Raw genomic sequence first — 26,171 nt, forward strand, 5'->3', positions numbered from 1 at the left:
AGCCTGCCTTTGAGGGTGTAAGGCTATAGGGACTACTCACAAATTAATGTAGGACTTATCCTTTTTTCCAGGCGAAAACCACCTCAAACTTAATAAACTTGACTCCGGATATTAAGAAAGAAAGGGCGGCAACGAACGTCATGCTCTCGCCGCCCTCGATCAACAATTAAGGGGTAGGAATAAACTCTTCACAGAAACGCCCTTCACTGTCATCCAAGTCCAGTTCACGCATCGCAGGCAAGGAGTCGGGTGTCGGGGTGGTACCTGAACGGCTAATCGAATAAGTAACCCTGCCATTGGACAAATGCGAAGGTTTGAAATCCTCCTCGTAATCACCTACTCCTATCGTGGCGCCTTCCGAAGGGTATGTGCCAATAATGTCATAGGTGGCTTCAGCGTCCGTATTGGGAATAGGTACCGGCGGATCCGTTTTAGTCCAACCCTGAAATTTCACCGTAATGGTTTCGCCATCCACTGTGTATACATTTGGCAACACTCGTACAAGCAAGTTCCTCCTTGCAGTACCATCGCCCGGATTGGTGGCTGTAGGGAAATTCAATGTCGCGCAGCCAATTCTTCTTGCCGGACCCGCAAGATTTAAAATTTCCGGGGCGAGCATTTCGATGGGGAAAGGCTCAACTGGAATAGTCTTCGGAGCCGAATCCGTGGGGTTGTTTGTATTTAGAGAATGCAAGAGATAACGAAGAACTTTGTCCCCACTGTTTTGTTGCTGAATGATCTCCCAGGGGATAACACGATCGAGCGTAGTGCCTTCCTGACCTGGCGTAAGAGGAATGGTGTCGCCAATCTTGATATCGTCATAAAACAAATCAATCAACCACCCTTCCTCTGTGGGCGGAGCGGCGAAGAGGTTGATATGCGCGGTGATTGCGGCATCACCGTAATCACCCTCTTTGATTTCGTCGGCACTGCCTGCGGTTGTCGTTAATGTTGGTGGAACAAGTCCAATTGTAATCGGGTCTGGACCAATAAATGAAATATCAACGTCAATATCAACTTCATCACCACCTAATTGTCTCACCCCACGGAACATCTGGTAGCTTACATTTGTCACGACGATACCATCGGTATTGCCATATACCTGCTTGATAAGACTATAAGGGGCGTAAAACGCCAATTCGGTGTTAGTACCTACTCGCTGTTCGACGCCTGCCTCTTGGCCTGCCCAATAACAAGTGATCGTATCGCTTGGAGAGTTGGGAGTAGGCACGGACACCTTGATTTCCACACCCCTGGCGTCAAATTGAGTATCTTTCAAGTCAATCAGGTTATCACCGTCCACACCGTTGGCCAGCGTCACGACCGGAGGTTTGATGGTGTCTGGATCTGGATCTTTAGCATGCTGCACAGTTCGCTGACTAAAGTTCGAACGTCTGCCCACATTACCCGCTAAATCCCTAGATCGATAAACCAACTGCTGGGGACCATCGGCAGCATCCACAAATACCTTGACAGGAATTTCCGCGTCGAGGCCCGGGTCCGACAGCTCGCCTTCGAATACGGGTGTATCACGCTCTGGATCCGGTGCAGGGCCGAAAAAAATCTGGTAGACGTCAGTTTTATCGAAGTTTGCAGGAATGGGTGGCTTTACGATGATGCCGGTTTTACCTTCGATGTACTCATCATTAATGGGTACGGTCGGCCCCAAATCAGAAGGCCAAGTAGCAGCGCCGGGAGTACGATCGGCAGGCGGATTTTTTACTTTGTATGGCGCCGTAAGATCGATCGCAAAGGTGGACATGTCCGACCCGACATCATTGGTGCCACCCGCATAATAGACGTATCGAAACTCCCATTCTGTTGGCGTTTCCGGAGTTAGTTCCTCTTTTAGAAAGCTCCGTGGAATCTGGAACGGAACGTTCCAGTCTCGATCAGCGACAGGTCCCAGAAATTGGAACTGACCAGGAAGGATATCTATCCAGGTTGTATCCCCTTTCTTCCGGATCTGCGGCTGAAAAGCGTCGTCTTCATCTTCAAGCGACGGCTTTGGAACAAGATAATCCAGGGCCGCAGTAAGAGAAGAGATCGGTATGCGCAAATCGGGAAGAAGTGTTTGTGCCGGAAACGTAGCAGGCTTAGGTGGATCCGCATCAATTTGATTGGACAAAGTGGACCTGGTTTTCAGTGCAGCCAGTCTGGCCAGTTTGGCCCGTTCAACTATAGCGTTCATGATTCTCTCCATGCATTTGCAATTTAGTGAGTCCACAGACAACTGATTGTTATTTCTTTCCTACTTACATTCCATGCTCTTTACGGCCCGCATGGAGGTTTGCCAGCTCTGACTCTGTCAATTTTGACCGACCCTTTTTCGGATACACCAACGAGCTTTCGACCTCGATAAACTTTATATCGAACAATCGCAGATGATTTTTCAACCATAGGCTTTATATGAACATCGTATGGCTCGATAACCACTAAGTAACCGCCTTTTATATCCTCGTCACTCAATGCCGGGCGCACGACCCTCTTGCGCGCCCGCACATACTCGACACTACTACCGTTTAAACTTGTATATCCTCTCCAGAGCAGCTCCACACGATCTCCAACCTTGAAGCCCGTTAGAGCGGGAACGGACACCGTAACGCCATTCCACAACGGCGGATCGGTATCACAGTTCAAGTAGCCATAATTATTTTTATGAGGAAAGCCTGGTTGTTTCAGGTCGACTGGAATAGGTGTGTGATCAATCGTCAGATTACGACGCACAGACTTCGATGGATGGTCGGCGGAATCAAAGACCTCATACCAAAGTTCTCCAACGCCGTTGACCTGCAAATGGCTGGCATCAATGGGTATAATAAACTGCGGCTTTATATCACCAGCCTTGTAGATATTTTCAATTTGCACCAATGGCTGTCCGGACTGTTTGAAACAAACAATCAACAAATCACGATCTTCAGGTCCCGTCGCATAACTGGGCCATAGAGGAACAATGACCTCGATCTTCGTCAGCAATAACTCCAACGGAATGTGACCGTCCGGATCAATATCTGGATCTTCCACCCCGATCACACTCGGTTGCTTAAAGTCTAGTGGACCTGTAGTTGACATGACGCGTCCTCTCTAAGCTATAAAGTTACTCAATGTCTGTAAAAAGATTAAACGTCTTGCTTCGAGAATTGCCTACTGTCATATCTGACAGGTTTTATGACCGCTCGTCGGTTTTCAGTAGGGCCGACGCCCCTCTGAAAGCTCCATTCACTTGACGTAATCACCGAACATGGTGTTATCTGAAACCGGTTTCAGGAACATCAACTACAAGAAGATCCAGACCTTGAACAATTTTTCCACCGCCCAGCGCAGCCGCGTCACCATGCTCGACGTCGCCGAGCGCGCCGGTGTTTCCAAGGCCAGCGTCTCGCGCTTCATCGGCGATGACCGCGCCCTGCTCTCCGATGCCATTGCCTTGCGTATCGAGCAGGCAATCAGCGAACTCGGCTATCGGCCAAATCAGATGGCCCGCGGCCTTAAACGCGGACGCACACGCCTGATCGGCATGCTGGTGGCCGATATCCGCAACCCTTATTCGATTGCTGTGATGCACGGGGTGGAAACCGCCTGCCGTGCGCACGGCTACAGCCTTGTGGTGTGCAACACCGACCGCGATGACGAGCAGGAACGCCAGCATCTGGCGTTGTTGTGCTCTTACAACATCGAAGGACTGATCGTGAACACCCTCGGCCATCACCGTGACGAATTGCACGAGTTGCACCGCGAGATGCCGCTGGTGCTGGTGGATCGCAAGGTCGAGGGGCTCGACAGCGACATGATCGGACTAAACAACCCGCAAGCCGTTGAAATGGCCCTAGCCCATCTTCAACAGCGTGGCTATCGCGATGTGTTGCTGGTCACAGAACCCTATGACGGCACCAGTTCGCGGATCGAGCGAGTCAGCAGTTTTCAGGCGCAAATTGCTCAACGTTCCGATTTGACCGGGGCGGTGCTGGAAACCGGCAACGATTTGGCCACTCAGCTTCACATTTTTCTAAACACGCCAGATACCAGGCCGAAGGCGCTGTTCTGCGCCAACGGTGTGGCGGCGCTGGCGGCGACCCATGCGTTGCGGACGATCGGTTCGCGGCTGTTCGAGGATGTCGGGCTCATCGCCCTGGATGATCTGGATTGGTATCCATTGGTGGGTAGCGGGATCACTGCGCTCGCCCAACCGACGGAGGAGATTGGCGCGCGGGCGTTTGAGTGTTTGCTCAAGCGTTTGCGTGGGAATGATGAAGCGGCGCGGGTGCTGGATTTTGCGCCGGTGCTGGTTGAGCGGGGTTCGACCCTCGGGATTCTGCGGTGACTGATCTGGCCTCTTCGCGAGCAAGCCCGATCCCACAATGGGATCGCATTCCAGGGTGGCAGTGGGCTTGCTCGCGAAAGGGCCCGAAGGAACAACAGAGAAACATCTGAAAAAAATTTAAACAAAAATGAAACCGGTTTCAGAGGTACACAACAATGAATAGACCTGCTGTTTCCATCAGCCTGTCCAGCTACGGCGCCGAGCTTGTACGCCTGCGCGGGCAAGATTTTTTTATCGACGTATTGGCTGCCGCCGGAGCTGATCGCATCGAGTGGCGCGAGGAATTGCTGACCCGTGAAGTACCCCTGCAGTTGAGCGCCGCCACTCAGGCGCTGGGTTTGCAAAGCATCTATTCGTCGCCGACCGAACTGTGGCTGGCCGGCCAGTCCCATCCCAACCCGGAGTTGATTACTGCCCTGCAACACGCCGAGGCGTTCGGTTCGAAGTGGCTGAAAGTTTCACTCGGCTACTTCACCGACAACTGCGATCTGTCAGCCCTGAAGCAATTGCTCAGCAATAGCGAGGTGCAGTTGCTGGTAGAGAACGACCAGACTCTGCACGGCGGGCGGATCGAGCCGTTTCAGCGGTTCTTCACTGCCGTCGAAGAACACAACCTGCCGATCAAAATGACCTTCGACATCGGCAACTGGCAGTGGCAAGACCAGTCCGCCACCTGCGCCGCGCGCCTGCTCGGTCGCCACGTTGGTTATGTGCATTGCAAAGCCGTGGCCCGCCGCCCCGACGGCAAACTGGTGTCAGTGCCGCCCGCCGCGAGCGATCTGCATTTGTGGGAACAACTGCTGAGGCACATGGCTCAAGGCGTTATGCGCGCGGCCGAGTATCCATTGCAGGGTGATGATCTGGTCGAGTTGACCCGCGAACACGTCGCCACCCTCGCCCGTCTCGGCCAATGCCGTCTGGAGCCTGCTCATGTCTGAGATCGATATTCTGTCGTTTGGCGAAACCATGGCGATGCTGGTGGCCGAGCAATGCGGTGATCTGGCGGCGGTCGAGCACTTCCATAAACGTATTGCCGGAGCCGATAGCAACGTGGCAATCGGGCTTTCGCGGCTGGGGTTCAATGTGGCTTGGCTGAGTCGGGTCGGCAACGATTCGCTCGGACGCTTTGTGGTCGAGACCTTGATCAAGGAAGGTCTGGATTGCAGCCATGTTGATGTCGACAAGGCGCACCCCACTGGTTTCCAGTTCAAGTCCCGCACCGACGATGGCAGCGACCCGCAAGTCGAATATTTCCGTCGAGGCTCGGCGGCCAGTTATCTGTCGCCACGTTCAATCACCGAAAGCCTGCTGAACGCCCGGCATCTTCATGCGACGGGCATTGCGCCAGCGCTGTCGGCATCGGCGCGAGAGATGTCCGCTGAGTTGATGACCCGCATGCGCAATGCCGGGCGTAGCGTGTCGTTCGACCCCAATCTGCGCCCGAGCCTGTGGGCCAGTGAGGGCGAGATGATCACCGAAATCAACCGCCTCGCCGCCCTCGCCCATTGGGTACTGCCGGGGTTGAGCGAAGGTCGTTTGCTCACCGGTCTCGACGCCCCTGCGGACATTGCGGCGTTTTATCTGGATCAAGGTGCTGAGGCGGTAGCGATCAAGCTTGGGCCAGAGGGTGCCTATTACCGAACGCATCTGGACCAGGGATTTGTCGCCGGGGTGCCGGTGGCCAATGTCATCGACACGGTGGGTGCCGGCGATGGCTTTGCGGTGGGGATGATCAGTGCCCTGCTGGAACATCAGAGTTTTGCCGAGGCGGTGCAGCGTGCGAACTGGATTGGCAGTCGGGCGGTGCAGAGTCGCGGCGATATGGAGGGGCTGCCGACTCGAGTTGAACTCTGTACTGAATTTGAAGCCGCCTTCGCGAGCACGCCCGCTCCCACATATGAAACGCATTCCACTGTGGGAGCGGGCCTACTAGCGAAGAGGCCCGCTTGATCAGCGTAAAAATTTGAACCTGCTGCGACAAAAACAACAAGCTCAGGAGCAACACCATGAAAACCGCAACGCTCGCCGCCCGCCGCTGGTGGTACATCATGCCGATTGTGTTCATCACCTACAGCCTGGCGTACCTCGATCGCGCCAATTACGGTTTCGCCGCCGCGTCCGGCATGGCCGCCGACCTGATGATCACGCCGGGCCTGTCCTCGCTGCTCGGCGCGCTGTTCTTCCTCGGCTACTTTTTCTTCCAGGTCCCGGGTGCCATCTACGCGCAAAAACACAGCGTGAAGAAACTGATTTTCGTCAGTCTGATCCTTTGGGGTGGCCTCGCCACGCTGACCGGCGTGGTCTCCAACGCCTACTGGTTGATCGTCATCCGCTTCATGCTCGGCGTTGTCGAAGCGGCGGTCATGCCGGCGATGCTGGTTTACCTGTGCCACTGGTTCACCCGTGCCGAACGCTCGCGCGCCAACACCTTTCTGATCCTCGGCAACCCGGTGACGATGCTGTGGATGTCGGTGGTTTCCGGGTATCTGGTGCAGCATTTCAGTTGGCGCTGGATGTTCATCATCGAAGGCTTGCCGGCGGTGCTGTGGGCGTTTATCTGGTGGCGTTTGGCCGATGATCGTCCGGCCCAGGCCACATGGCTTACCGACCAGGAAAAACAGGATCTGGAAAGCGCCCTGGCCGCCGAACAGGTCGGCATCAAAGCGGTGAAGAACTACGCCGAGGCGTTCCGGTCGCCGAAGGTGATCATTCTGGCCCTGCAGTTTTTCTGCTGGAGCATTGGCGTCTACGGCTTTGTGCTGTGGCTGCCGTCGATCCTCAAGGCCGGCGCGCAAATGGACATGATTGAGGCTGGCTGGCTGTCGGCGCTGCCGTATCTGGCGGCGGTAATTGGCATGCTCGCCGTCTCGTGGGGCTCGGACAAACTGCAAAAGCGCAAACGTTTCGTCTGGCCGCCGCTGCTGATCGCCTCGATTGCCTTTTATGGTTCCTACGTGCTCGGTGCCGATCATTTCTGGTGGTCGTACACGCTGCTGGTGATTGCCGGCGCGTGCATGTACGCACCCTATGGGCCGTTCTTCGCAATCGTGCCGGAAATTCTGCCGGCCAACGTTGCCGGTGGCGCGATGGCGCTGATCAATAGCATGGGCGCGCTCGGTTCGTTCGGCGGCTCCTATCTGGTTGGTTATTTGAACAGCTCGACCGGTTCACCCGGTGCTTCGTACCTGCTGATGAGCGGCGCGCTCATGCTGTCGGTGGTGCTGACGATTTTCCTCAAGCCCGGCGCCAGTGATCGCGTCGCGCCCAAAGCCGTGGCCAAGCGTCCGGTGCCGGCTCATTCCTGAAGAGATTTTTGCCATGAAAAAACAGGTCGTGTTGTACAAGAAACTTTCGCCGGCGCTGATGACGCGCCTGCAAGAACACGTCGAAGTGACGTTGGTTGAAAGCCTCGACGCCGACGGACTCATGCAACTGCGCAACGCCCTGCCCCGCGCCCACGGCTTGCTCGGTGCCAGCCTGAAAATCGACGCCGCATTGCTGGATCTGGCGCCGCAACTGGAGGCGATTGCCAGCGTCTCGGTGGGCGTCGACAACTACGCCATCGACTACCTGACGCGGCGCAAGATTCTGCTGACCAACACCCCGGACGTACTCACCGAAACCACCGCCGACACCGGTTTCGCCTTGATCCTCGCCGCTGCCCGGCGGGTGGTGGAACTGGCGAACATGGTGCGCAGCGGCCAATGGCAGCGCAGCATCGGGCCGGCACATTTCGGCACCGATGTGCACGGCAAGACGCTGGGCATCATCGGCATGGGCCGCATTGGCGAGGCATTGGCCCAGCGCGGACATTTCGGCTTTGGCATGCCGGTGATCTATCACAGCCAGTCGCGTAAGCCGGCAGTCGAGGATCGCTTTGATGCGCAGTACCGCAGCCTTGAAGACTTGTTGAAGCAAGCCGATTTCATCTGTCTGACCTTGCCGCTGACGGCGCAGACAGAAGGGCTGATCGGCGCTGAACAGTTCGCGTTGATGCGCCCGGAAAGCATCTTCATCAATATCTCCCGGGGCAAAGTGGTCAATGAGGCGGCGCTGATCGATGCACTGCGGCATAACCGAATTCGCGCGGCGGGCCTTGATGTGTTCGAGCGTGAGCCGTTGAATCAGGACTCGCCGTTGTTGCAGCTCAATAATGTGGTCGCCACGCCGCATATGGGATCGGCGACCCACGAGACACGCGAGGCGATGGCGCGCCGTGCGGTGGAGAATCTGTTGCTGGCGTTGGGTGGGGAGAAGCCTTTGAATCTGGTCAATCCATTGGCCTGGCAAGGCTGAAAAAACTGTCGCCTGAAAAACCGTTTTCGCGAGCGAGCCCGCATTTGAAATGCACACCACTGTGGGAGCGCGCTTGCTCGCGAAGGGGCCCGTTCAGACAACACAAAACCCCTCAGGCACGGCGCATCTGTAACAACTGCGCCGCACACAGGGCAATCCGCGCACAGGCATCGGCCAGTTTCACCCTGTCCACCACCAACCCGATGCGAATATGCCCCGCCGCACTCGGCCCGAATGCCTCACCCGCCAGCACCGACACGCCATAGCCCTCCAGCAACCGCTCGGCAAACGCCTGCGCGCCGAGCCCGGTCTGGCGGACATCGACCATCACGAACATCCCGCCATCCGGCCGGATCGGCTGCAAACCCGGACAGCCGCGCAACCGCTCGCACACCAGATCGCGACGCAGGCGATACTCCTCGCGCATCTGCGTCACTTCGGGCAAATCCGTTTCCAGCGCCACTTGCGCGGCTTTCTGGACGAAATCCGGCAAGCCGAACAACATGCTCAGCGACAGGTTTACCAAGTGCTCAGCCAATGATTTCGGCCCGATCATCCAGCCGATGCGCCAGCCGGTCATGGCGTGGGATTTGGACAGGCTATTGATCGTCGCGGTGCGCTCGGCCATGCCCGGCAGGCTCGCCGGGCTGACGTGCTCGCCCTCGTAAAGCAGTTCGCTGTAGACCTCGTCGCTGATCAGCCACAAATCGTGACGAATGCACAAGGTCGCCAGTTCCTGCCAGATCAGCAGCGGCAGGCTGGCACCGCTGGGATTGTTCGGACTGTTGAGCAGCATGGCGCGGGTCTTGGGGGTGATGCGTGCGGCGACATCGGCGGGGTCTACGCGAAAGCCGTTTTCCGGCCGTACCGGCACCGGCACCACCGTCGCGCCACAGGCGCCAAACACGCCTTCGTAGGTCACGTACATCGGCTCGGCGACAATCACCTCGTCACCCGGATCGAGCAGGCATTGCGCCACCGAATACACCGCGCATTGCGCGCCGGGCATGACAATCACATGGTCGGCATCGACCGCTTGACCACTGCGCCGCCGATGGCGTGCGGCAATCAACTGGCGTAGCGCCAAGCGGCCGCGCACTTCGGAATAATGGGTATCACCTGCCAGCAAACTGTCGATGGCACCATGGACGATGGGCAACGGTGTATCGAAATCCGGATCGCCCACGCTCAGCAGCAAGATATCGACACCCTCGGCGCGCAACGCCAGCGCTCGGTCGTGAATCTGCCAAGCCGCTGCACCCTCCCCGGCGATTCGTTGGGTCAAGGCTGAATAGCGCATGTACGTCTCCTGATGGCGCGGTCTCCAGCCTTCACCCTATCTCAAATCACAAAACGCGCCACCATGGCGTTCAAATCCGCCGCCAAACGCGACAGTTCGTGGGTCGCGGCGCTGGTCTGGTTGGCGCCTGCAGCCGATTGCGTGGCCAGGTCGCGGATGTTGACGAGATTGCGGTCAACTTCACGGGACACCTGCGCCTGCTCTTCCGAGGCGCTGGCGATCACCAGGTTGCGCTCGTTGATCTGGTGGATCGACTGAGTGATTTGCTCCAGTGCCACACCGGCGGCGCGGGCCATTTCCAGCGTGGTTTGGGTGCGCTGGTTGCTTTGCTGCATCGACGAAACCGCTTCGCCAGTGCCGTTCTGGATGCCGGCAACCATTTTTTCGATTTCCTGCGTTGACTGCGCCGTGCGATGGGCCAGCGCTCGCACTTCGTCGGCAACCACGGCGAAACCGCGTCCGGCCTCACCGGCACGTGCCGCTTCGATGGCTGCGTTTAGAGCCAGCAGGTTGGTCTGTTCGGCGATGGCGCGGATCACATCGAGCACTTTGCCGATGTCGCGCCCCTGTGCAGCGAGGCCTTCGACCATGTGTGCGGTGTTCTGCACGTCGTGGGTCATGGTCTGGATCGCGTCGACGGTTTTCACCACCTGATCGCGACCTTCGCGCGCGGCGTGGGTCGATTGGTTCGAGGCTTCGGAGGTCGACACGGCATTGCGCGCCACTTCTTCAACAGCGGCGGTCATCTCGTTGACAGCGGTGGCGGCTTGTTCGATTTCGTTGTTCTGCTGTTGCAGGCCACGGGAGGCCTCTTCGGTCACGGCGCTGAGTTCCTCGGCGGCGGCCCCCAACTGTGTGGCGGAACCGGCAATCTGCTCGATGGTTTTACGCAGGTTCGTTTGCATGGCCACAAGGGCTTCGAGCAGGCGCGCCGGTTCGTCCTTGCCATCGACTTCGATGAGGGTGGTGAGGTTGCCGCCGGCGATGGTTTGCGCGGCCGCCACTGCGCGGTTCAGCGGTGTGACGATGCTGCGGGTCAGCAGCCAGGCCAGCAAAACGGTCGCCAGCGCGGCAACGACCGCGACAATGATGATGCCGGTGATGGCGCTGTCGTAATGGTCACTGGCCTGCTCGGAGGCTGCTTTCGCCCCTGCACCGTTGATCGCGATCAGTTTGTTGAGCTGCTCGCCCATCCGGTCGGTGCCGTCCTTGATCCGCGTGTTGATCAGCGTGCGCAATTCATCGAGCTTGTCCTGACGGGACAGCTCCAACATCTGGTTTTGCGCTTGCAGATAGTTGTCCAGCGTCGCCGTGAAGGTCTGATACAGCGCTCGCTCTTCTGTGCCTGCCGGCAGCGCGGCATAGGCGGCCTGGGCGCTGCGGACTTTATCGACCAGCACAGCAATGCGGGTCTGTGCTTCCTGTAAACCGGCCGGTTCGCGATTGACCAACACGCGGAACGACAGAATCCGCAGGCGCAGAACGTTTTCCGTCATTACGCCGAGCTGCGTCACGCTCGGCAGTTGGTTGGTGTCCATGTCGATGGAGGCCTGGCGGATGGTCGACATTCGATTGACGGCGAACATGCCGAGCACAATCACCAGCAAGGCGATAAAGGCAAAACCGAGGAAAGCACGGGGCGCGATATTCAGGTTACGCAAGGACATAGATGGACTCTCGAAAGATAGAAACTACGAGCGTCCTTGCCGTGATCATTGGCCTGTGAAGCAGGCTTCAGTCCGGCGTCACGGGGGTTGATGTTCTTGTGCGCGCCTATTGGTTATATCGGCCAGGCTTTAGGAAGATTTTGGGTCAAGCGTAAATATTTTTCAGGGTGTTACACAACTGAAGCAGTGTGCACACCCTGATTGCGGAGCAGCCGAAGGTGGCTCCAGAGTGGGTCAGCGTTGGCTGGAGAGTTGCCAGACACGCGCGATATCAGTGGCACGCTCACGCAACAGCCGAGGCGCTTCGGCGCAGGCATTTTCAAGCGTCATCGGGCCACTGGTCACAGCGAATGCTGCATCGATGCCATGGGCGTAGAGCTCCTGATAACCCTCGCCCAATGTCCCGGCGATGACGATCACCGGCACCTTGTGCTGTTTGGCAATCCGCGCCACGCCGAACGGGGTCTTGCCGCGCAAGGTCTGCGCGTCGAAACGCCCTTCGCCGGTGATGACCAGATCGGCGCCTTTTACCGCTTCTGCCAGCCCCACCAGCTCGGCGACCACATCAACGCCCGCCTGAAATTGCGCGCCGAGAAATGCCTTGGCGGCAAAACCCAAGCCACCCGCCGCCCCGCTGCCCGGTTCATCGCGAACGTCTTTGCCTAACGCCTGCGCGCAGAGTTCGGCGTAGTGCCCAAGGGCCAGGTCCAGTTGTTGAACCTGCGCAGGCGATGCACCTTTCTGCGGACCAAAGATCGCCGAAGCACCGTGGGGGCCGCACAGCGGGTTGTTGACGTCCGCCGCGATGTCAAAACGCACCTCGGCCAGACGCTCGTCCAGGCCAGTGAGATCCAGCCGCGCCAATTGCGCCAACGCCAGACCGCCCGGCACCAGCGTCTGCCCTTGTGCATCAAGCAGTTTGATCCCCAACGCCTGCATTGCCCCGGCGCCGCCGTCATTGGTCGCACTGCCGCCAATCGCCAGGATCACCCGTTGTGCCCCTGCATCCAGAGCGGCGCGAATCAGCTCGCCGGTGCCGAAGGTGCTGCTGATACACGCATCACGCTGCCCCGGCGGCACCAATTGCAGGCCGCTGGCCTCGGCCATTTCGATGATCGCCGTGTGGTTGTGCGGCAACCAGCCCCACGCCGCGTCAACCGGTGCGCCCAACGGGCCACGCACGCGGGTGCGGCGCAACTCGCCTTCGCACGCGGCGAGAATCGACTCGACCGTGCCTTCGCCGCCGTCAGCCATGGGGCATTTGACCAGCGTGGCGTGCGGCCAGACTTGCGCCAGCCCCAGCGCAATGGCCTCGGCGACGCCTTGGGCACTCAGGCTGTCCTTGAACGAATCGGGGGCGATGACGATCTTCATGTGAATTCTCCAGTTCCAATGCCCCTCATGCTGCCAGTCGGCATGCGCATTGACGCCTGTCCGCCGCACAATGGGCGCGGGCGTTTATTGTTCATTTCTACAAAAGCCATGAAGACGTGCTCGCGAAGGCGTCATTGAGATCAGCGACTAACCCGGGTCTGTCTGCGGCAAAAGCTGCACGCCAAGATACAGCGCCAGCATCCCCTCCAGCCGTAACGGGTCCACTCCACTGATCTCGGCAATCCGCTCCATCCGATAGCGCAGGCTATTGCGGTGAATCCCCAGCGCATCGGCACACGCCTGACTCTGCCCATCGTGTTCACACCAACTGCGCAGCGTCGCCAGTAACTGGCCGTTACCGTCCTTGGCGATGACTTTGCGCAGCGGTTTGAGTAACTCGTCCAGCGCATCATCGTTGCGATGGCGCCACAACATGACCGGCAGCCGATAACGATTGAGGATCAGCAATCGCGAGTGCGGCAGCACCTCACGGCCATAAGCGAGCAAATCGCCAACCCGTCGATAACAACGACGCAACCCGACCAGCCCATCCGCCTGCCCGCCGACGGCGATGCGCAGAATATTCCAGCCCAGGCCATCAAGCTTCTCCAGCAAACGATCATGCTCCATGCTCTGGCTCGCCGGCCGACACCAGAGCAGCGACGACTTCGCCGAACTGACGCACCAGCTATCCGGGTAACGCGACATCAACCAGGCACTCAGCGCCTCGACGGTTTGCCCCGGCCCATGTTCCTGCCCCAACTCGAACAGATACGGCACGCGGGTCAATTGCGGCTTGAGCCCCATCTGCTGCGCCTCGTCGACCAAGCGCGGCGAATCCCCCGCTTCGCTCAGCAACAACGCCAACAGATCATCGCAACGCTGACGGCGCCATTGCTGTTCGGCCTGCTGATTGCGCTGGCCCACCAGCATTTCCGCCGTCATGCGCACCAGTTCGGCGTACGTGCGCAATTGCTCCGGCTCGCCGGTGATGCCAAGCACGCCGATCAAGCGTTGATCGAGCAGCAGCGGCAGGTTGATGCCAGGCTGCACGCCTTTCAAATGCAGGGCAGTCGGGCCGTCGATCTCCACCACCCGACCATTCGCCAGCACCAGTTGCGCACCTTCATGACGGGTGTTGATGCGCTCCGGTTCGCCACTGCCAAGTATCAACCCCTGGCTGTCCATGACGTTGACGTTGTAGGGCAAAATGGCCATGGCCCGGTCAACGATGTCTTGGGCGAGGTCGTGGTCGAGTTCGAACATAAGCGCTGAAATCCTTGAAAGCAGGTGCGGACACGTTGTTCAGCCGCACAGGGTCTGGCGGTAAACCCTGTGCTCAGGCACAAAGACAATCCGGCCACAGGTGGCCGAGACTCTCGGGGCGATCAACGTTACCCGTTGCATCGCAAAAAATCATAATAAAGAGAGAGCCGCTATGTCGCAGAGCGCCGCAGCTACCCAGACCATCGATGACGTTAAGAATGCCGTTTATAAACGCGTCACCCTGCGTTTAATCCCCTTCATTTTCATCTGCTACTTGTTCAACTACCTCGACCGGGTCAACGTTGGATTCGCCAAACTGCAGATGCTTGATGCACTGAAATTCAGCGAAACCGTGTACGGCCTCGGTGCTGGTATCTTCTTCATCGGCTACGTGCTGTGCGGCGTACCGAGCAACCTGGCGCTGAGCAAATTCGGGCCACGGCGCTGGATCGCGGTGATGATGATCACCTGGGGCGTCTTGTCGACCTGCCTGTTGTTCGTCACCACACCGACCGAGTTCTACACCTTACGTTTGTTTACCGGTGCGGCTGAAGCCGGGTTCTTCCCAGGCGTGGTGTTGTACCTCTCGCAGTGGTTCCCCACCTTCCGCCGTGGCCGGATCATGGCGCTGTTCATGTCGGCGATCCCGGTCTCCGGGTTGCTCGGCAGCCCATTTTCGGGTTGGATTCTCAACCACTTCGCCGCTGGACAAGGTGGTTTGGCCGGTTGGCAGTGGATGTTCCTGCTGCAAGGCATTCCGACCGTGGTGCTGGGCGCGCTGGCGTATTTCCTGCTCAGCGACAACTTTGCCACTGCCAAATGGCTGACCGCGCATGAGCGCTCTGTGCTGGAAGCGGATCAGGCCGAAGACCTGGCCAACAAGCCGAAAACCACTTCGGACTCGCTGATCGCAGTGTTCAAAAATCCGGCGATCTGGGCGTTTGGCCTGATCTATTTCTGCATCCAGAGCGGCGTCTACGCGATCAACTTCTGGCTGCCGTCGATCATCAAGAACCTCGGTTTCAGCGACAACCTGGTGATCGGCTGGCTGAGCGCGATCCCGTATCTGCTGGCAGCGGTGTTTATGCTGATGGTAGGTCGTTCGGCAGACTTGCGTAAAGAACGTCGCTGGCATCTGGTGGTGCCGATGCTGATGGGGGCTATCGGTCTGATCATCGCGGTGAATTTCGCCGCCAACCCGGCGATTGCGATTCTGGGGTTGACCATCGCGACCATGGGCGCCCTCACCGGCCTGCCAATGTTCTGGCCGGTGCCGACGGCGATGCTCAGTGCAGGCGCGGCAGCGGGTGGTCTGGCGTTGATCAACTCGATGGGGCAGATGGCCGGGTTCCTCAGCCCGTATCTGGTGGGTTGGGTCAAGGACAGCACGGGCTCGACCGATTTGGCGTTGTACCTGCTGGCCGGGGTGATTGTCGGCGGGAGTTTGCTGGCGTTGCGGACGACGCGCACGCTGCGTGCCTGATCAGATCGTACAGATCAAAAGATCGCAGCCTGCTGCGATCTTTTGCTTTCAGGGCATCGCATCCAACTCAATCACCACACCCCCCGGCATCTGCACGAAAATCTGCCAGATGCCATCCTCAGGCACTTGCGCCAATTGGTACGGCAACCCACTTTCACGCACCCGCTGCAACACGGCTTCTGCGGGCTCATCGGTACGAAACGCGATGTGGCTCAACGCCGTGTCATCCAGCATCGGTTGCTCGATCACATGCACCATGGCCTGCGCGTCCTGATAGAGCCAGCGACCGGGAAACGGAAACGGTGGGCGACGCCCCGGCGCGAGGCCGAGCAGTGCTTGAAAATTGTCTTGCAGCGCTTGGCCGTCAGCGGTGTTGAAAGCCAGATGATCGAATGTCCAGGCCATGCTCATCTCCTGCGATTGTTCATTGATTGCAGTATCCACGCTTGCCAATCACCGAAAAATCCGGCTAAAACGCAAAGATCTTTAAAGGATTTTTACCAATGAGCTCGATTCTCGATCTGGAGATCTTCGTCCGCGTCGCCGATTCCGGCAGCATTTCCGCCGCTGCCCGCACGCTGGAACTGACGCCGGCCGCCGCCAGTATTGCGTTGAAACGCCTGGAAACCCGCCTCGGCACCCGCCTGCTCGCCCGTTCCACTCGTAGCATGCGCCTGACAGAAGAGGGCCGGCGTTATCTGGACAGTGTCCGCTTGGCACTGGCGACGCTGGCCGAGGGTGAGCAGGCGCTCAAGCCGCAGACCGAGGGCCTGAGCGGCGTGCTGCAACTGGCGGCGCCGTCGGACTTCGGGCGCAATGTGTTACTGCCGTGGCTGGATGATTTCAAGCGCGCGCACCCCAATATTCGACTGCAACTGCTGCTCAACGACCGGCATGCGGATCTGTTTCGCGAAACCGTGGACGTCGCACTGCGCTTCGGCGTGCCAAGTGATTCGACGCTGGTGGCGCTACCCATTGTGCCCCAGCATCGGCGCGTTGCCTGCGCCAGCCCCGACTATCTGGCCCGACATGGCACCCCGCACTCCCCGACTGAATTAAGTGAACACAGCGCCCTGCTCTACTTGCGTAATGGCGGGCCCTATAACACTTGGCACTTCAGTCGCGGCGATCAAGTGCTGGACGTCGATGTTGATGGTGATTACCTCAGCGACGACGGCGAAGTCGCCCGCCGCTGGGCATTGGCCGGCCATGGCATCGCCTACAAAGCCTGGCTAGACGTTGCCGAAGACGTGCGCGCCGGGCGGTTGGTAACGCTGTTTGATGACTGGCAGGGTGAAAGCGTGCCGTTCAATTTACTGTGCCCGCATCGACTGCAGGTATCGGAAAGGGTCAGGGTGTTGCAGGCATTTTTACGGGAACGCTGCCTTGGGTTGAGTCGATAATTCACTTTGCCGCATCCGATGGTTCTGGTATTTGATTGGCTTTCCCACCGACAAAAGGATTTCGGCATGAGCTATCGCACACTGGGGCACTCGGGTTTGCAGGTGTCCACCCTCACCCTCGGCACGATGATGTTTGGCGAACAGACCAGCACCGAGGAGTCGCTGCGCATCATCGACAAGGCGTGGGATCAGGGCATCAACTTCATCGACACCGCAGACGTCTACACCCAAGGTCGCTCGGAGGAAATCGTCGGCGAAGCGATTGCCCGCCATCGGCATGACTGGGTATTGGCGAGCAAGGTCGGTTTTGGCCCGGTGGACGGTGTGCCGAACCGCAGCGGTTTAAGCCGCAAACACATCTTCAACGGCCTCGATGCCAGCCTGACGCGTCTGGCCACTGACTATCTCGACATCTATTACCTGCACCGCGAAGACCACAACACGCCGCTGGAAGTCACCGTGTCGGCGATTGGCGATCTGATCCGTCAGGGCAAGATTCGTTACTGGGGCCTGTCGAACTACCGGGGCTGGCGGATTGCCGAGGTGATTCGCATCGCTGACAACCTCGGCGTCGATCGCCCGGTGATCAGCCAGCCGCTGTACAACATCGTCAACCGTCAGGCCGAGGCTGAGCAAATCACGGCTGCGCAAACCTATGGCTTGGGGGTGGTGCCCTATAGCCCGCTGGCCCGTGGCGTTCTCAGTGGCAAATACGCGCCGGACGTGAAACCCGACGCCAACAGCCGCGCCGGGCGTCAGGACAAACGCATTCTGGAAACCGAATGGCGCGTGGAGTCGTTGCGCATTGCCCAGCAAATTCACCAGTACACCGAACAGCGCGGGGTCGGGATGGTTGAATTTGCGATTGCCTGGGTGTTGAACAACAGCGCGGTAACGTCGGCGATTGTCGGGCCACGAACCGAGGCGCAATGGGATGCGTACACCAAGGCGCAGGCGGTGAAGATCACGGCGGAGGATGAGGCGTTTATCGATTCGCTGGTGACGCCGGGGCATTCATCGACACCGGGGTTCAATGATGTGAGCCATTTTGTATCGGGGCGTAAACCGCATCAGGCCTAGAATCTTCGCACCGTTCTACGGACTATGCTGCACCCAAGATTCCTGTGGGAGCTTGCCCGCGATGGCAGTTGCACATTCAACACATGATTTGAATGTTCTGGCCTCATCGCTGGCAAGCCGGCTCCCACAGGTTTTGTAATGTGTGGGAAATAATGAGCGCCCGATCAATATTCAGCACAAAAACCACGTATCCTTCGCGCCCCGTTTGATCACCCACCCGCGAGGACAGTTTGTCTAAAGGTATCGCTTTATCGGTTTCAGCCTCGGTGCTGTTTGCCGTCATGTATTACTACACTTCGCTGCTCACCCCGTTGAGTGGCGTGGAGATTTTTGGCTGGCGAATGCTGCTGACCGTGCCGTGCATGACCGTGTTCATGCTGGTGTCCGGCGAATGGCGTCGGGGGCTGGAGTTGGTTCGCCTGATGGCATCCAAGCCGAAACTGATCGCCGGGCTGTTCGTCTCGGCCGCCCTGCTCGGCGTGCAGTTATGGCTGTTCATGTGGGCGCCGCTCAACGGCTACAGTCTTGATGTGTCACTGGGTTACTTCCTGCTGCCACTGGCGATGGTACTGACCGGGCGGATTGCCTACGGCGAAAGCCTGTCGTACCTGCAAAAAGTGGCGGTATTCTTCGCAAGTCTGGGCGTATTGAACGAGCTGTATCAGGTAGGCGGTTTTTCCTGGGCAACACTGGTGGTCGTGGTCGGTTATCCGCTGTACTTCGTGCTACGCAAATACCTGAACACCGACAACCTGGGCGGGCTGTGGGTCGACATGAGCCTGATGCTGCCGGTTGCCTACTGGTTTGTGCACGGCGGCGAGCAGGGTTTTGCTGTGTTCGATCAATACCCGGGGCTGCTGTGGCTGATTCCGTTGCTGGGCCTGATCAGTGCTTCGGCATTGGTGGTGTACATCATTGCCAGCCGTTTATTGCCGTTCAGTCTGTTTGGGTTGTTGAGTTATGTGGAGCCGGTGTTGCTGCTCGGTGTGGCGCTGTTGCTCGGTGAGAGCATCAAGTCGGGTGAGTGGCTGACTTACATTCCGATCTGGCTGGCTGTACTGGTGTTGATCTTCGAAGGTTTTAAACACCTGATGCGCCAACGCAGATCTTAAATCCAGCACAAAAAAATCCCGGCCCTGCATCACTGCAGGCCGGGATTTTTCATTTCAGTTGCGTATTACTCAGTGGCGAGCACACCACGACGCACCTGATCACGCTCGATCGATTCGAACAGCGCCTTGAAGTTACCCTCGCCGAAACCATCGTCGCCTTTACGCTGGATGAATTCGAAGAACACCGGGCCCATCAGGGTTTCCGAGAAGATCTGCAGCAGCAAGCGCTTGTCGCCCTGCTCCGACGAACCGTCGAGCAGAATGCCACGCGACTGCAATTGATCAACCGGTTCGCCGTGGTTCGGCAGACGGCCTTCGAGCATCTCGTAGTACGTTTCCGGCGGCGCGGTCATGAAGCGCATGCCGATTTTTTTCAGGTGATCCCAGGTCTTGATCAGGTCGTCGGAGAGGAACGCGACGTGCTGGATGCCCTCGCCGTTGAACTGCATCAGGAACTCTTCAATCTGCCCGGCGCCCTTGGACGATTCTTCGTTCAGCGGGATGCGAATCATGCCGTCCGGCGCGGTCATGGCTTTGGAGGTCAGGCCGGTGTATTCGCCCTTGATGTCGAAGTAGCGGATCTCGCGGAAGTTGAACAGCTTCTCGTAGAAGTTCGCCCAGTAGGCCATGCGACCGCGATACACGTTGTGGGTCAGGTGGTCGATGATCTTCAGGCCGGCACCGACCGGGTTGCGATCAACGCCTTCGATAAACACAAAATCGATGTCGTAGATCGAGCTGCCTTCGCCGAAACGGTCGATCAGGTACAGCGGCGCGCCGCCAATGCCTTTGATCGCCGGAAGGTTCAGCTCCATCGGACCTGTTTCGATGTGGATCGGCTGAGCGCCGAGTTCCAGTGCGCGGTTGTAGGCTTTTTGCGAATCCTTGACCCGGAATGCCATGCCGCACACCGACGGGCCGTGCTCGGCCGCGAAGTACGACGCAACGCTGTTCGGTTCGTTATTGAGAATCAGATTGATCGCGCCCTGACGATACAGGTGTACGTTCTTGGAGCGGTGGGTCGCGACTTTGGTGAAGCCCATGATCTCGAAGATCGGCTCCAGGGTGCCAGGTACAGGCGAAGCGAGCTCGATGAATTCAAAGCCCATCAGGCCCATTGGGTTTTCGTATAAATCTGCCATGGTGACGCCTCATCATTCTTATCAAATTAACCAGAGTTATTTGTCAGTAATGCTGAGAACGGTGGGCGGGGCGCAGGAGATGCCACGCACGCTGCGGGCGAGGAAGTCACCGTAGATCAGTTGAAACCCGAATATCTTCATTGTCGACCCAAGGCTCTTGCGGGCGAGGCTTCTGCTGCCAGAAGACGATTATTATTGTATGCGTAAACCGATTCTACACAGCGTAAATCGGGTTGTCTGCCCTCTCTATAAAATCCGCTTTTCTGCGGGCGATGCAAGAGGTCTGTTGCGGCGCACAGAACAGCACTGGCTTTACCGGGCTGGCTGCACAAGCGTTATCCGCCATCTATCATCCCCCTGAACAAACTGTTTGCAAGCGTTGCACCGATGCCCGGTCTGCATTCGAGAGCCCCATTTTTTAGCCACAGGATGCGCCCATGCCGTTAACCGTCAGATCTCGCCGCAAACGTAGCACCCGTATTGCCGTGACATTGCTCTGCGGCCTGCTTCCCGTGTTGCTGGGCAGCGTGATTCTTTACCTGCAGGCCGAACGTACCCTCCAGCAGGGCTCACAGCAGACCGCCGAAGAGGCATTGCGGCAGTTTGAACTGATGCTCGACAACACTGCTCAGGCGGCCCGCGAGTTATTGCCGCTGGCCGGCCAGCGCTGTGAAGACGTCAAACTGGCCCTGCGCGAGCAAGTCACCCGCCGCCCCTTCGTGCGCTCGACCAATCTTGTCTGGGACCACAACCTCTATTGCAGTTCGTTGTTCGGCGACTATGAGGAAGCCGTCAATGCTGGCGATTACACACAAGGCAAGTTGTGGTTGATGAACGGCAACCCGGTGACACCGAATACTGCGCTGCTGGTGTATCGACTCAGCGAAGGTCGTGGCAGTGCATTGACGACACTGGACGGCTATCACCTGAGCAACGTGCTGCGGTTGATTGGCCGGCAGAGGTTGCTGTTACTGCAAGTGGGCGATAGCTGGCTGTCCGCCAATGGCGAGGTACACAACGGCGCCCTCCCCGTGCTGCCGGTAGCGCAGAGCAAGCTCGACTCTTCGCGCTACGCATTCAGTGTGTCGGCGGGCTATCCCGAAGGTGAAGTCTGGCGCTACATGACCCACGAATACCCGCCGCTGTTCAGCCTGCTGATGTTCTTTGGCGTGGTCTCGGGCGCGATCAGCCATGTCCTGCAAAAACGCGCCACCTCGCCGAGCCACGAAATGCTCCGGGCCTTGGATGCCGGCGAGTTCATTGCCTACTTCCAGCCAGTGGTTCATGGCGAGAGCAAAAAGTGGTCGGGCGCCGAGGTGTTGATGCGCTGGAACCATCCAAAAGAAGGCCTGGTGCGTCCAGACCTGTTTATCCCGTTCGCCGAACACTCGGGCTTGATCGTGCCAATGACCCGCGCCTTGATGCGACAGACAGCGGCGTTGCTCGGACCACCGTCATCGACCTTCACCACACCGTTTCATATCGGTATCAACATCACGGCAAGCCATTGTCAGGATCTGGAACTGGTGGAAGACTGCCGCGAATTTCTCACCGCCTTCGCACCCGGGAGCATCAACCTGGTGCTGGAGTTGACAGAACGCGAGCTGATCGAGCCCACCGAGACAACACGACAACTGTTTGAACAACTGAACGCCATGGGCGTGATGATCGCCATCGACGATTTCGGCACCGGTCATTCAAGTCTGGGTTATTTGCGCAAATTCAATGTGGATTTCCTCAAGATCGATCAGAGCTTCGTCGCCATGATCGGCGTCGATGCGCTCTCACGGCATATTCTCGATACCATCATCGAACTCTCGGCCAAGCTGGATCTGGGCATTGTTGCCGAAGGTGTCGAAACTCAGGCGCAGGCCGACTACCTGACTGCGCACAACGTCAACTTCCTGCAGGGCTATCTCTATGGCAAACCCATGCCGGCGGCAGACTTCATTAGTGCATTAAGTCACCATTAACTAGCCAGAGATTAAGCGTGACGCGCCGACAAGGCGCACCAAATTGATACAAAAGACCACTGTTGTTACATAAGTACAACGTCAGGATTTACTCCTGAGGCATTAACAACTACAATTTTTCTTGCCTGTGCAAGATTGGCAGGTGAGCCAATTATCACCGAGTCGCTACAAGGCTCTTGGCTTTTAGCTTTGTTTGCGGTTGGTATCAGCCAAACACACTATTGGAGTAAAGATATTGTCCAGACTCGCTGAATTTCGTGCAGCTGAAAAGGCCCTTCAGGAACAGCTCAAGCAGCTGGAATCGCTGAAGAACGATGCCGGGCTCAAGAAAGAAATCGAATTCGAAGAAAAGCTCCAAGGGCTGATGAAAACCTACGGCAAAGGCCTGAGAGACATCATCGCCATTCTCGATCCGAATCCGGCAAAATCCGGTCTGCAAACTACTGCAGCCCCTAAAACCCGCCGCGCTCGCGTGGTCAAGGTCTATCAGAATCCGCACACCGGCGAACTGATCGAGACCAAGGGCGGCAACCACCGCGGCCTTAAAGCCTGGAAGGAACAATACGGTGCAGCCACCGTTGATTCCTGGTTGCGCGGTTAATCCCTCGCCAACAAACAAGCCCTGCCTCATGCGGGGCTTTTTTATTGACAATATCTAACAAATGAAATGAATTTCATCGTGCAAGTTGCGAGCTTTCTATAACCTCCCCGAGCCAAGGGACCTAAACATTTTGCCGCGCAATGTTGCGAAAATGGCCATCATTAAACTTTATGCTTAATCCCTTCGGGTATCTAACCAAGCCTTGAAAAGTACAAGAACTTAAAGTTTCAGGCTATTTCTCACCGCCACGATCTCATCCGCGCTTGCTTTATAAACCTGCGCCTGGCCGGCATAGGAAAGTACATAAGCCTTATCCGCGTCGACCGCCGCCACCAGCGTTTGCGATAACACATGCCGGCCGTTTTCGGTCACTGTGCAAGTCGTCTCCAGCGCAGACAAAGCACCAAGCATCGTCGTATGCACCTTATTGCAGACACTCTGATACCCCCCTTGGAAAAAGTCTTTTTGTATCGACTTGCGCATTTCCAGCAACACACCCTGCAAGTTAACCTGATGACCCGATTCGACCCGAGTCATCGTGAGTTCCATCACCATCACCTGATTGCCATCGGCATCGTTCTTGACCGCCCGCTGACGGGAAACCTGTGGTGCCACATCAGTCAGCGCTTCGACCTCCCAGCCTGCGGGCCAAGTGATATCGGGCTCGCCAGCGAAAACGCTCATGGCGATTAGCGAAAAGACAAAGTAAACAAACAGGGATTTGAACAGTCGGATCATTGCCGGACACACTCGCAGATTGAACGGCAAAGTCTGAGCCCCGCCTGCACGGAGGGCAAGCCTGCCCTTTCATTTGGCGATGCTGACAGGCATGCGTATCATTGCGCCCATACACTCGCCCCATCGTTATTGGAGGGCCCATGAGCCTCAACGAACTGAACACCTTCCCCGGCGTCACCGCCACGCCAGACAGCGCAACCCGCAACTTCGTCTTCAACCACACCATGCTGCGTGTAAAAGACATTACCCGCTCGCTGGACTTCTACACCCGCGTGCTGGGTTTTTCGCTGGTTGAAAAACGTGACTTCCCGGACGCCGAGTTCAGCCTGTATTTCCTCGCACTGGTCGACAAGGCGCAGATCCCGGCCGATGCCGCCGCCCGCACCGAATGGATGAAGTCGATCCCGGGCATTCTGGAACTGACGCACAACCACGGCACCGAAAACGACGCTGACTTTGCTTACCACAATGGCAACACTGATCCGCGTGGCTTTGGTCACATCTGCATCTCGGTGCCAGACATCGTTGCTGCCTGCGCACGCTTCGAAGAGCTGGGCTGCGACTTCCAGAAGCGCCTGAGCGATGGCCGCATGAAAAGTCTGGCGTTCATCAAGGATCCGGACGGCTACTGGGTCGAGATCATTCAGCCAGCGCCTATGTAACTCAATAGCCCCAAACACCTTTGAGAACGGGCTTGCTCGCGAATGCGGTGTGTCATTCAGCAATGATGCTGACTGTACAGACGCTTTCGCGAGCAAGCCGCTCCGACACTGGTTTGGTGTTTTCAGGCCGGGCGTTTACGCCGGAGCCGAAGTGCGGATCAAGTGATCGAAAGCACTCAGCGAAGCCTTGGCGCCCTCGCCCACCGCGATCACGATCTGCTTGTACGGCACAGTGGTCACATCACCCGCAGCGAAGATGCCGGGAATCGACGTTTCCCCACGGTTATCGACAATGATCTCGCCACGCGGCGACAACTCGATGGTGCCTTTGAGCCAGTCGGTGTTGGGCAACAGACCGATTTGTACAAAGATCCCTTCCAGCTCGACAGTACGCAACTCGTCAGTCTGACGATCCTTGTAACGCAAGCCATTGACCTTCTGTCCATCGCCTGTCACTTCAGTAGTTTGCGCACTGGTAATGACGGTCACGTTCGACAGACTGTGAAGTTTGCGCTGCAACACAGCGTCAGCACGCAGTTGTACGTCGAACTCCAGCAGCGTCACATGAGACACAATACCGGCCAGATCGATGGCTGCCTCAACACCGGAGTTACCGCCACCAATTACCGCTACGCGCTTGCCTTTGAACAGCGGGCCATCGCAGTGCGGGCAGTACGCCACGCCTTTGTTTCTGTATTGCTGCTCGCCCGGCACGTTCATTTCACGCCACCGCGCGCCGGTCGCCAGGATCACACTCTTGGCTTTGAGAGTCGCGCCGCTGGCGAAACGGACTTCATGCAGCTCGCCGTTTTTGCCCGCAATCAACTTGTCGGCGCGTTGTAGGTTCATGATGTCGACGTCGTACTGTTTAACGTGCTCTTCCAGGGCCGTAGCCAGTTTCGGGCCTTCAGTCTCCTGTACGGAAATGAAGTTCTCGATAGCCATGGTGTCCAGCACCTGACCGCCGAAACGCTCGGCGGCAACGCCAGTACGAATGCCTTTACGCGCAGCATAGATAGCAGCCGAAGCGCCGGCCGGGCCACCGCCGACCACCAGCACATCAAAGGTTTCTTTGGCGCTGATTTTCTCGGCCTGACGCTCGATGGCGCCAGTGTCGAGTTTGGCGAGAATTTCTTCCAGCCCCATGCGGCCCTGACCGAAATTCTCACCGTTGAGGTAGATGCTCGGCACCGCCATGATCTTGCGATCGTTGACTTCTTCCTGGAACAGCGCGCCGTCGATGGCGACGTGGCGAATGTCAGGGTTGAGCACGGCCATCAAGTTCAGTGCCTGGACCACGTCCGGGCAGTTCTGGCAGGACAGCGAGAAGTAAGTCTCGAAGCTGAACTCGCCTTTGAGCGAACGGATCTGCTCGATCACTTCAACACTGGCTTTCGAAGGGTGGCCGCCGACTTGCAGCAAGGCCAGCACCAGCGAGGTGAATTCGTGGCCCATCGGGATGCCAGCGAAACGCAGACTGATGTCGGCACCCGGGCGGTTGATCGAGAAAGACGGTTTGCGTGCGTCATCACCGCTGTCGATCAGGGTAATTTGGCTCGAAAGACTGGCAACGTCTTTGAGCAGTTCAAGCATTTCACGGGATTTCGCACCGTCGTCGAGAGAAGCAACGATCTCGATCGGTTGGGTGACCCGTTCCAGGTACGATTTCAACTGGGCTTTAAGATTGGCGTCCAACATACGGGCGATTTCCTTTATTTGAGGCGAAAAAAAGCCCGAGCGAAACTCGCCCGGG

22 protein-coding genes are annotated in these 26,171 nt (G+C 57.7%); 12 read left to right on the forward strand and 10 right to left on the reverse strand.

The window, feature by feature from the left end; translation table 11 throughout:
* Window positions 1-166: 166 nt before the first annotated feature.
* Window positions 167-2,191 (reverse strand): hypothetical protein, encoded by a 2,025-nt coding sequence (locus tag ACIOU6_RS00565; protein WP_401132934.1) that lies wholly within the window; start codon window positions 2,189-2,191, stop codon window positions 167-169.
* Between the two features lie 80 nt (window positions 2,192-2,271).
* Complete coding sequence (locus tag ACIOU6_RS00570; RefSeq protein WP_401132936.1) at window positions 2,272-3,072, reverse strand: hypothetical protein; 801 nt, start codon at window positions 3,070-3,072, stop codon at window positions 2,272-2,274.
* 223 nt (window positions 3,073-3,295) lie between these two features.
* On the opposite strand from ACIOU6_RS00570, the gene ACIOU6_RS00575 reads away from it, so the two are divergent.
* The 5 genes from ACIOU6_RS00575 to ACIOU6_RS00595 all read left to right on the forward strand — a co-directional run bounded on the left by ACIOU6_RS00575 (window position 3,296) and on the right by ACIOU6_RS00595 (window position 8,617).
* Window positions 3,296-4,321: a LacI family DNA-binding transcriptional regulator gene (locus ACIOU6_RS00575; protein WP_401133177.1), complete on the forward strand. Its 1,026-nt coding sequence runs from the start codon at window positions 3,296-3,298 to the stop codon at window positions 4,319-4,321.
* Between the two features lie 155 nt (window positions 4,322-4,476).
* Window positions 4,477-5,259, forward strand: coding sequence for an AP endonuclease (locus ACIOU6_RS00580; RefSeq protein ID WP_401132939.1), 783 nt, complete (start codon window positions 4,477-4,479; stop codon window positions 5,257-5,259).
* Window positions 5,252-6,271 (forward strand): sugar kinase, encoded by a 1,020-nt coding sequence (locus tag ACIOU6_RS00585; protein WP_401132941.1) that lies wholly within the window; start codon window positions 5,252-5,254, stop codon window positions 6,269-6,271. Before ACIOU6_RS00580 ends, ACIOU6_RS00585 begins: the two co-directional genes overlap by 8 nt.
* Before the next feature lie 56 nt (window positions 6,272-6,327).
* Window positions 6,328-7,626, forward strand: coding sequence for an MFS transporter (locus ACIOU6_RS00590; protein WP_401132944.1), 1,299 nt, complete (start codon window positions 6,328-6,330; stop codon window positions 7,624-7,626).
* A 13-nt stretch (window positions 7,627-7,639) separates the two neighbouring features.
* Window positions 7,640-8,617 (forward strand): 2-hydroxyacid dehydrogenase, encoded by a 978-nt coding sequence (locus tag ACIOU6_RS00595; protein WP_401132946.1) that lies wholly within the window; start codon window positions 7,640-7,642, stop codon window positions 8,615-8,617.
* A 112-nt stretch (window positions 8,618-8,729) separates the two neighbouring features.
* Here ACIOU6_RS00595 and ACIOU6_RS00600 read toward each other — a convergent pair whose 3' ends face one another.
* The 4 genes from ACIOU6_RS00600 to ACIOU6_RS00615 all read right to left on the reverse strand — a co-directional run bounded on the left by ACIOU6_RS00600 (window position 8,730) and on the right by ACIOU6_RS00615 (window position 14,224).
* Window positions 8,730-9,917: a pyridoxal phosphate-dependent aminotransferase gene (locus ACIOU6_RS00600; RefSeq protein ID WP_221729769.1), complete on the reverse strand. Its 1,188-nt coding sequence runs from the start codon at window positions 9,915-9,917 to the stop codon at window positions 8,730-8,732.
* Between the two features lie 41 nt (window positions 9,918-9,958).
* A complete protein-coding gene (locus ACIOU6_RS00605; RefSeq protein ID WP_221729768.1) occupies window positions 9,959-11,584 on the reverse strand; it encodes a methyl-accepting chemotaxis protein in 1,626 nt (541 codons plus the stop codon).
* A gap of 234 nt (window positions 11,585-11,818) precedes the next feature.
* The gene (locus ACIOU6_RS00610; protein WP_401132949.1) at window positions 11,819-12,958 is read right to left on the reverse strand and encodes a glycerate kinase; all 1,140 of its coding nucleotides are present in this window, start codon (window positions 12,956-12,958) and stop codon (window positions 11,819-11,821) included.
* A gap of 147 nt (window positions 12,959-13,105) precedes the next feature.
* On the reverse strand, window positions 13,106-14,224 hold the full coding sequence (locus tag ACIOU6_RS00615; protein WP_221729766.1) for a sugar diacid recognition domain-containing protein: 1,119 nt from the start codon (window positions 14,222-14,224) through the stop codon (window positions 13,106-13,108).
* Between the two features lie 172 nt (window positions 14,225-14,396).
* Between ACIOU6_RS00615 and ACIOU6_RS00620 the strand changes: the two genes are divergently transcribed.
* Window positions 14,397-15,707: an MFS transporter gene (locus ACIOU6_RS00620; RefSeq protein WP_401132952.1), complete on the forward strand. Its 1,311-nt coding sequence runs from the start codon at window positions 14,397-14,399 to the stop codon at window positions 15,705-15,707.
* 48 nt (window positions 15,708-15,755) lie between these two features.
* Here the strand turns inward: ACIOU6_RS00620 and ACIOU6_RS00625 are convergent, their stop codons facing one another.
* Window positions 15,756-16,112: a hypothetical protein gene (locus tag ACIOU6_RS00625; protein ID WP_221729764.1), complete on the reverse strand. Its 357-nt coding sequence runs from the start codon at window positions 16,110-16,112 to the stop codon at window positions 15,756-15,758.
* Between the two features lie 98 nt (window positions 16,113-16,210).
* Here ACIOU6_RS00625 and ACIOU6_RS00630 point away from each other — a divergent pair, with 98 nt between their 5' ends.
* The 3 genes from ACIOU6_RS00630 (at window position 16,211) to rarD (ending at window position 19,302) form a co-directional block, all read left to right on the forward strand.
* Window positions 16,211-17,110, forward strand: a complete 900-nt coding sequence (locus tag ACIOU6_RS00630) for a LysR family transcriptional regulator (RefSeq protein WP_221729763.1) — start codon at window positions 16,211-16,213, stop codon at window positions 17,108-17,110.
* 66 nt (window positions 17,111-17,176) lie between these two features.
* On the forward strand, window positions 17,177-18,190 hold the full coding sequence (locus tag ACIOU6_RS00635; protein ID WP_401132957.1) for an aldo/keto reductase: 1,014 nt from the start codon (window positions 17,177-17,179) through the stop codon (window positions 18,188-18,190).
* A 230-nt stretch (window positions 18,191-18,420) separates the two neighbouring features.
* On the forward strand, window positions 18,421-19,302 hold the full coding sequence (gene rarD / locus ACIOU6_RS00640; RefSeq protein ID WP_401132959.1) for an EamA family transporter RarD: 882 nt from the start codon (window positions 18,421-18,423) through the stop codon (window positions 19,300-19,302).
* 65 nt (window positions 19,303-19,367) lie between these two features.
* Here the strand turns inward: rarD and hppD are convergent, their stop codons facing one another.
* Window positions 19,368-20,444, reverse strand: coding sequence for a 4-hydroxyphenylpyruvate dioxygenase (hppD, locus tag ACIOU6_RS00645; RefSeq protein ID WP_123531147.1), 1,077 nt, complete (start codon window positions 20,442-20,444; stop codon window positions 19,368-19,370).
* 437 nt (window positions 20,445-20,881) lie between these two features.
* Between hppD and ACIOU6_RS00650 the strand changes: the two genes are divergently transcribed.
* Both ACIOU6_RS00650 and ACIOU6_RS00655 read left to right on the forward strand, forming a co-directional pair.
* On the forward strand, window positions 20,882-22,417 hold the full coding sequence (locus tag ACIOU6_RS00650; RefSeq protein ID WP_221729759.1) for a cyclic diguanylate phosphodiesterase: 1,536 nt from the start codon (window positions 20,882-20,884) through the stop codon (window positions 22,415-22,417).
* A 235-nt stretch (window positions 22,418-22,652) separates the two neighbouring features.
* Window positions 22,653-23,018, forward strand: coding sequence for a histone-like nucleoid-structuring protein, MvaT/MvaU family (locus ACIOU6_RS00655; RefSeq protein WP_221729758.1), 366 nt, complete (start codon window positions 22,653-22,655; stop codon window positions 23,016-23,018).
* Between the two features lie 219 nt (window positions 23,019-23,237).
* Here the strand turns inward: ACIOU6_RS00655 and ACIOU6_RS00660 are convergent, their stop codons facing one another.
* The gene (locus ACIOU6_RS00660) at window positions 23,238-23,756 is read right to left on the reverse strand and encodes a DUF4946 domain-containing protein (RefSeq protein ID WP_401132963.1); all 519 of its coding nucleotides are present in this window, start codon (window positions 23,754-23,756) and stop codon (window positions 23,238-23,240) included.
* A 140-nt stretch (window positions 23,757-23,896) separates the two neighbouring features.
* Here ACIOU6_RS00660 and gloA point away from each other — a divergent pair, with 140 nt between their 5' ends.
* Window positions 23,897-24,418: a lactoylglutathione lyase gene (gene gloA, locus ACIOU6_RS00665; RefSeq protein ID WP_221729756.1), complete on the forward strand. Its 522-nt coding sequence runs from the start codon at window positions 23,897-23,899 to the stop codon at window positions 24,416-24,418.
* Window positions 24,419-24,553: 135 nt separating this feature from the next.
* Here gloA and ahpF read toward each other — a convergent pair whose 3' ends face one another.
* Complete coding sequence (ahpF, locus tag ACIOU6_RS00670) at window positions 24,554-26,116, reverse strand: alkyl hydroperoxide reductase subunit F (RefSeq protein WP_221729755.1); 1,563 nt, start codon at window positions 26,114-26,116, stop codon at window positions 24,554-24,556.
* Window positions 26,117-26,171: the final 55 nt, after the last annotated feature.

The organism is Pseudomonas sp. NPDC087615 (assembly GCF_044743445.1).
Lineage (GTDB): Bacteria > Pseudomonadota > Gammaproteobacteria > Pseudomonadales > Pseudomonadaceae > Aquipseudomonas > Aquipseudomonas baetica_A.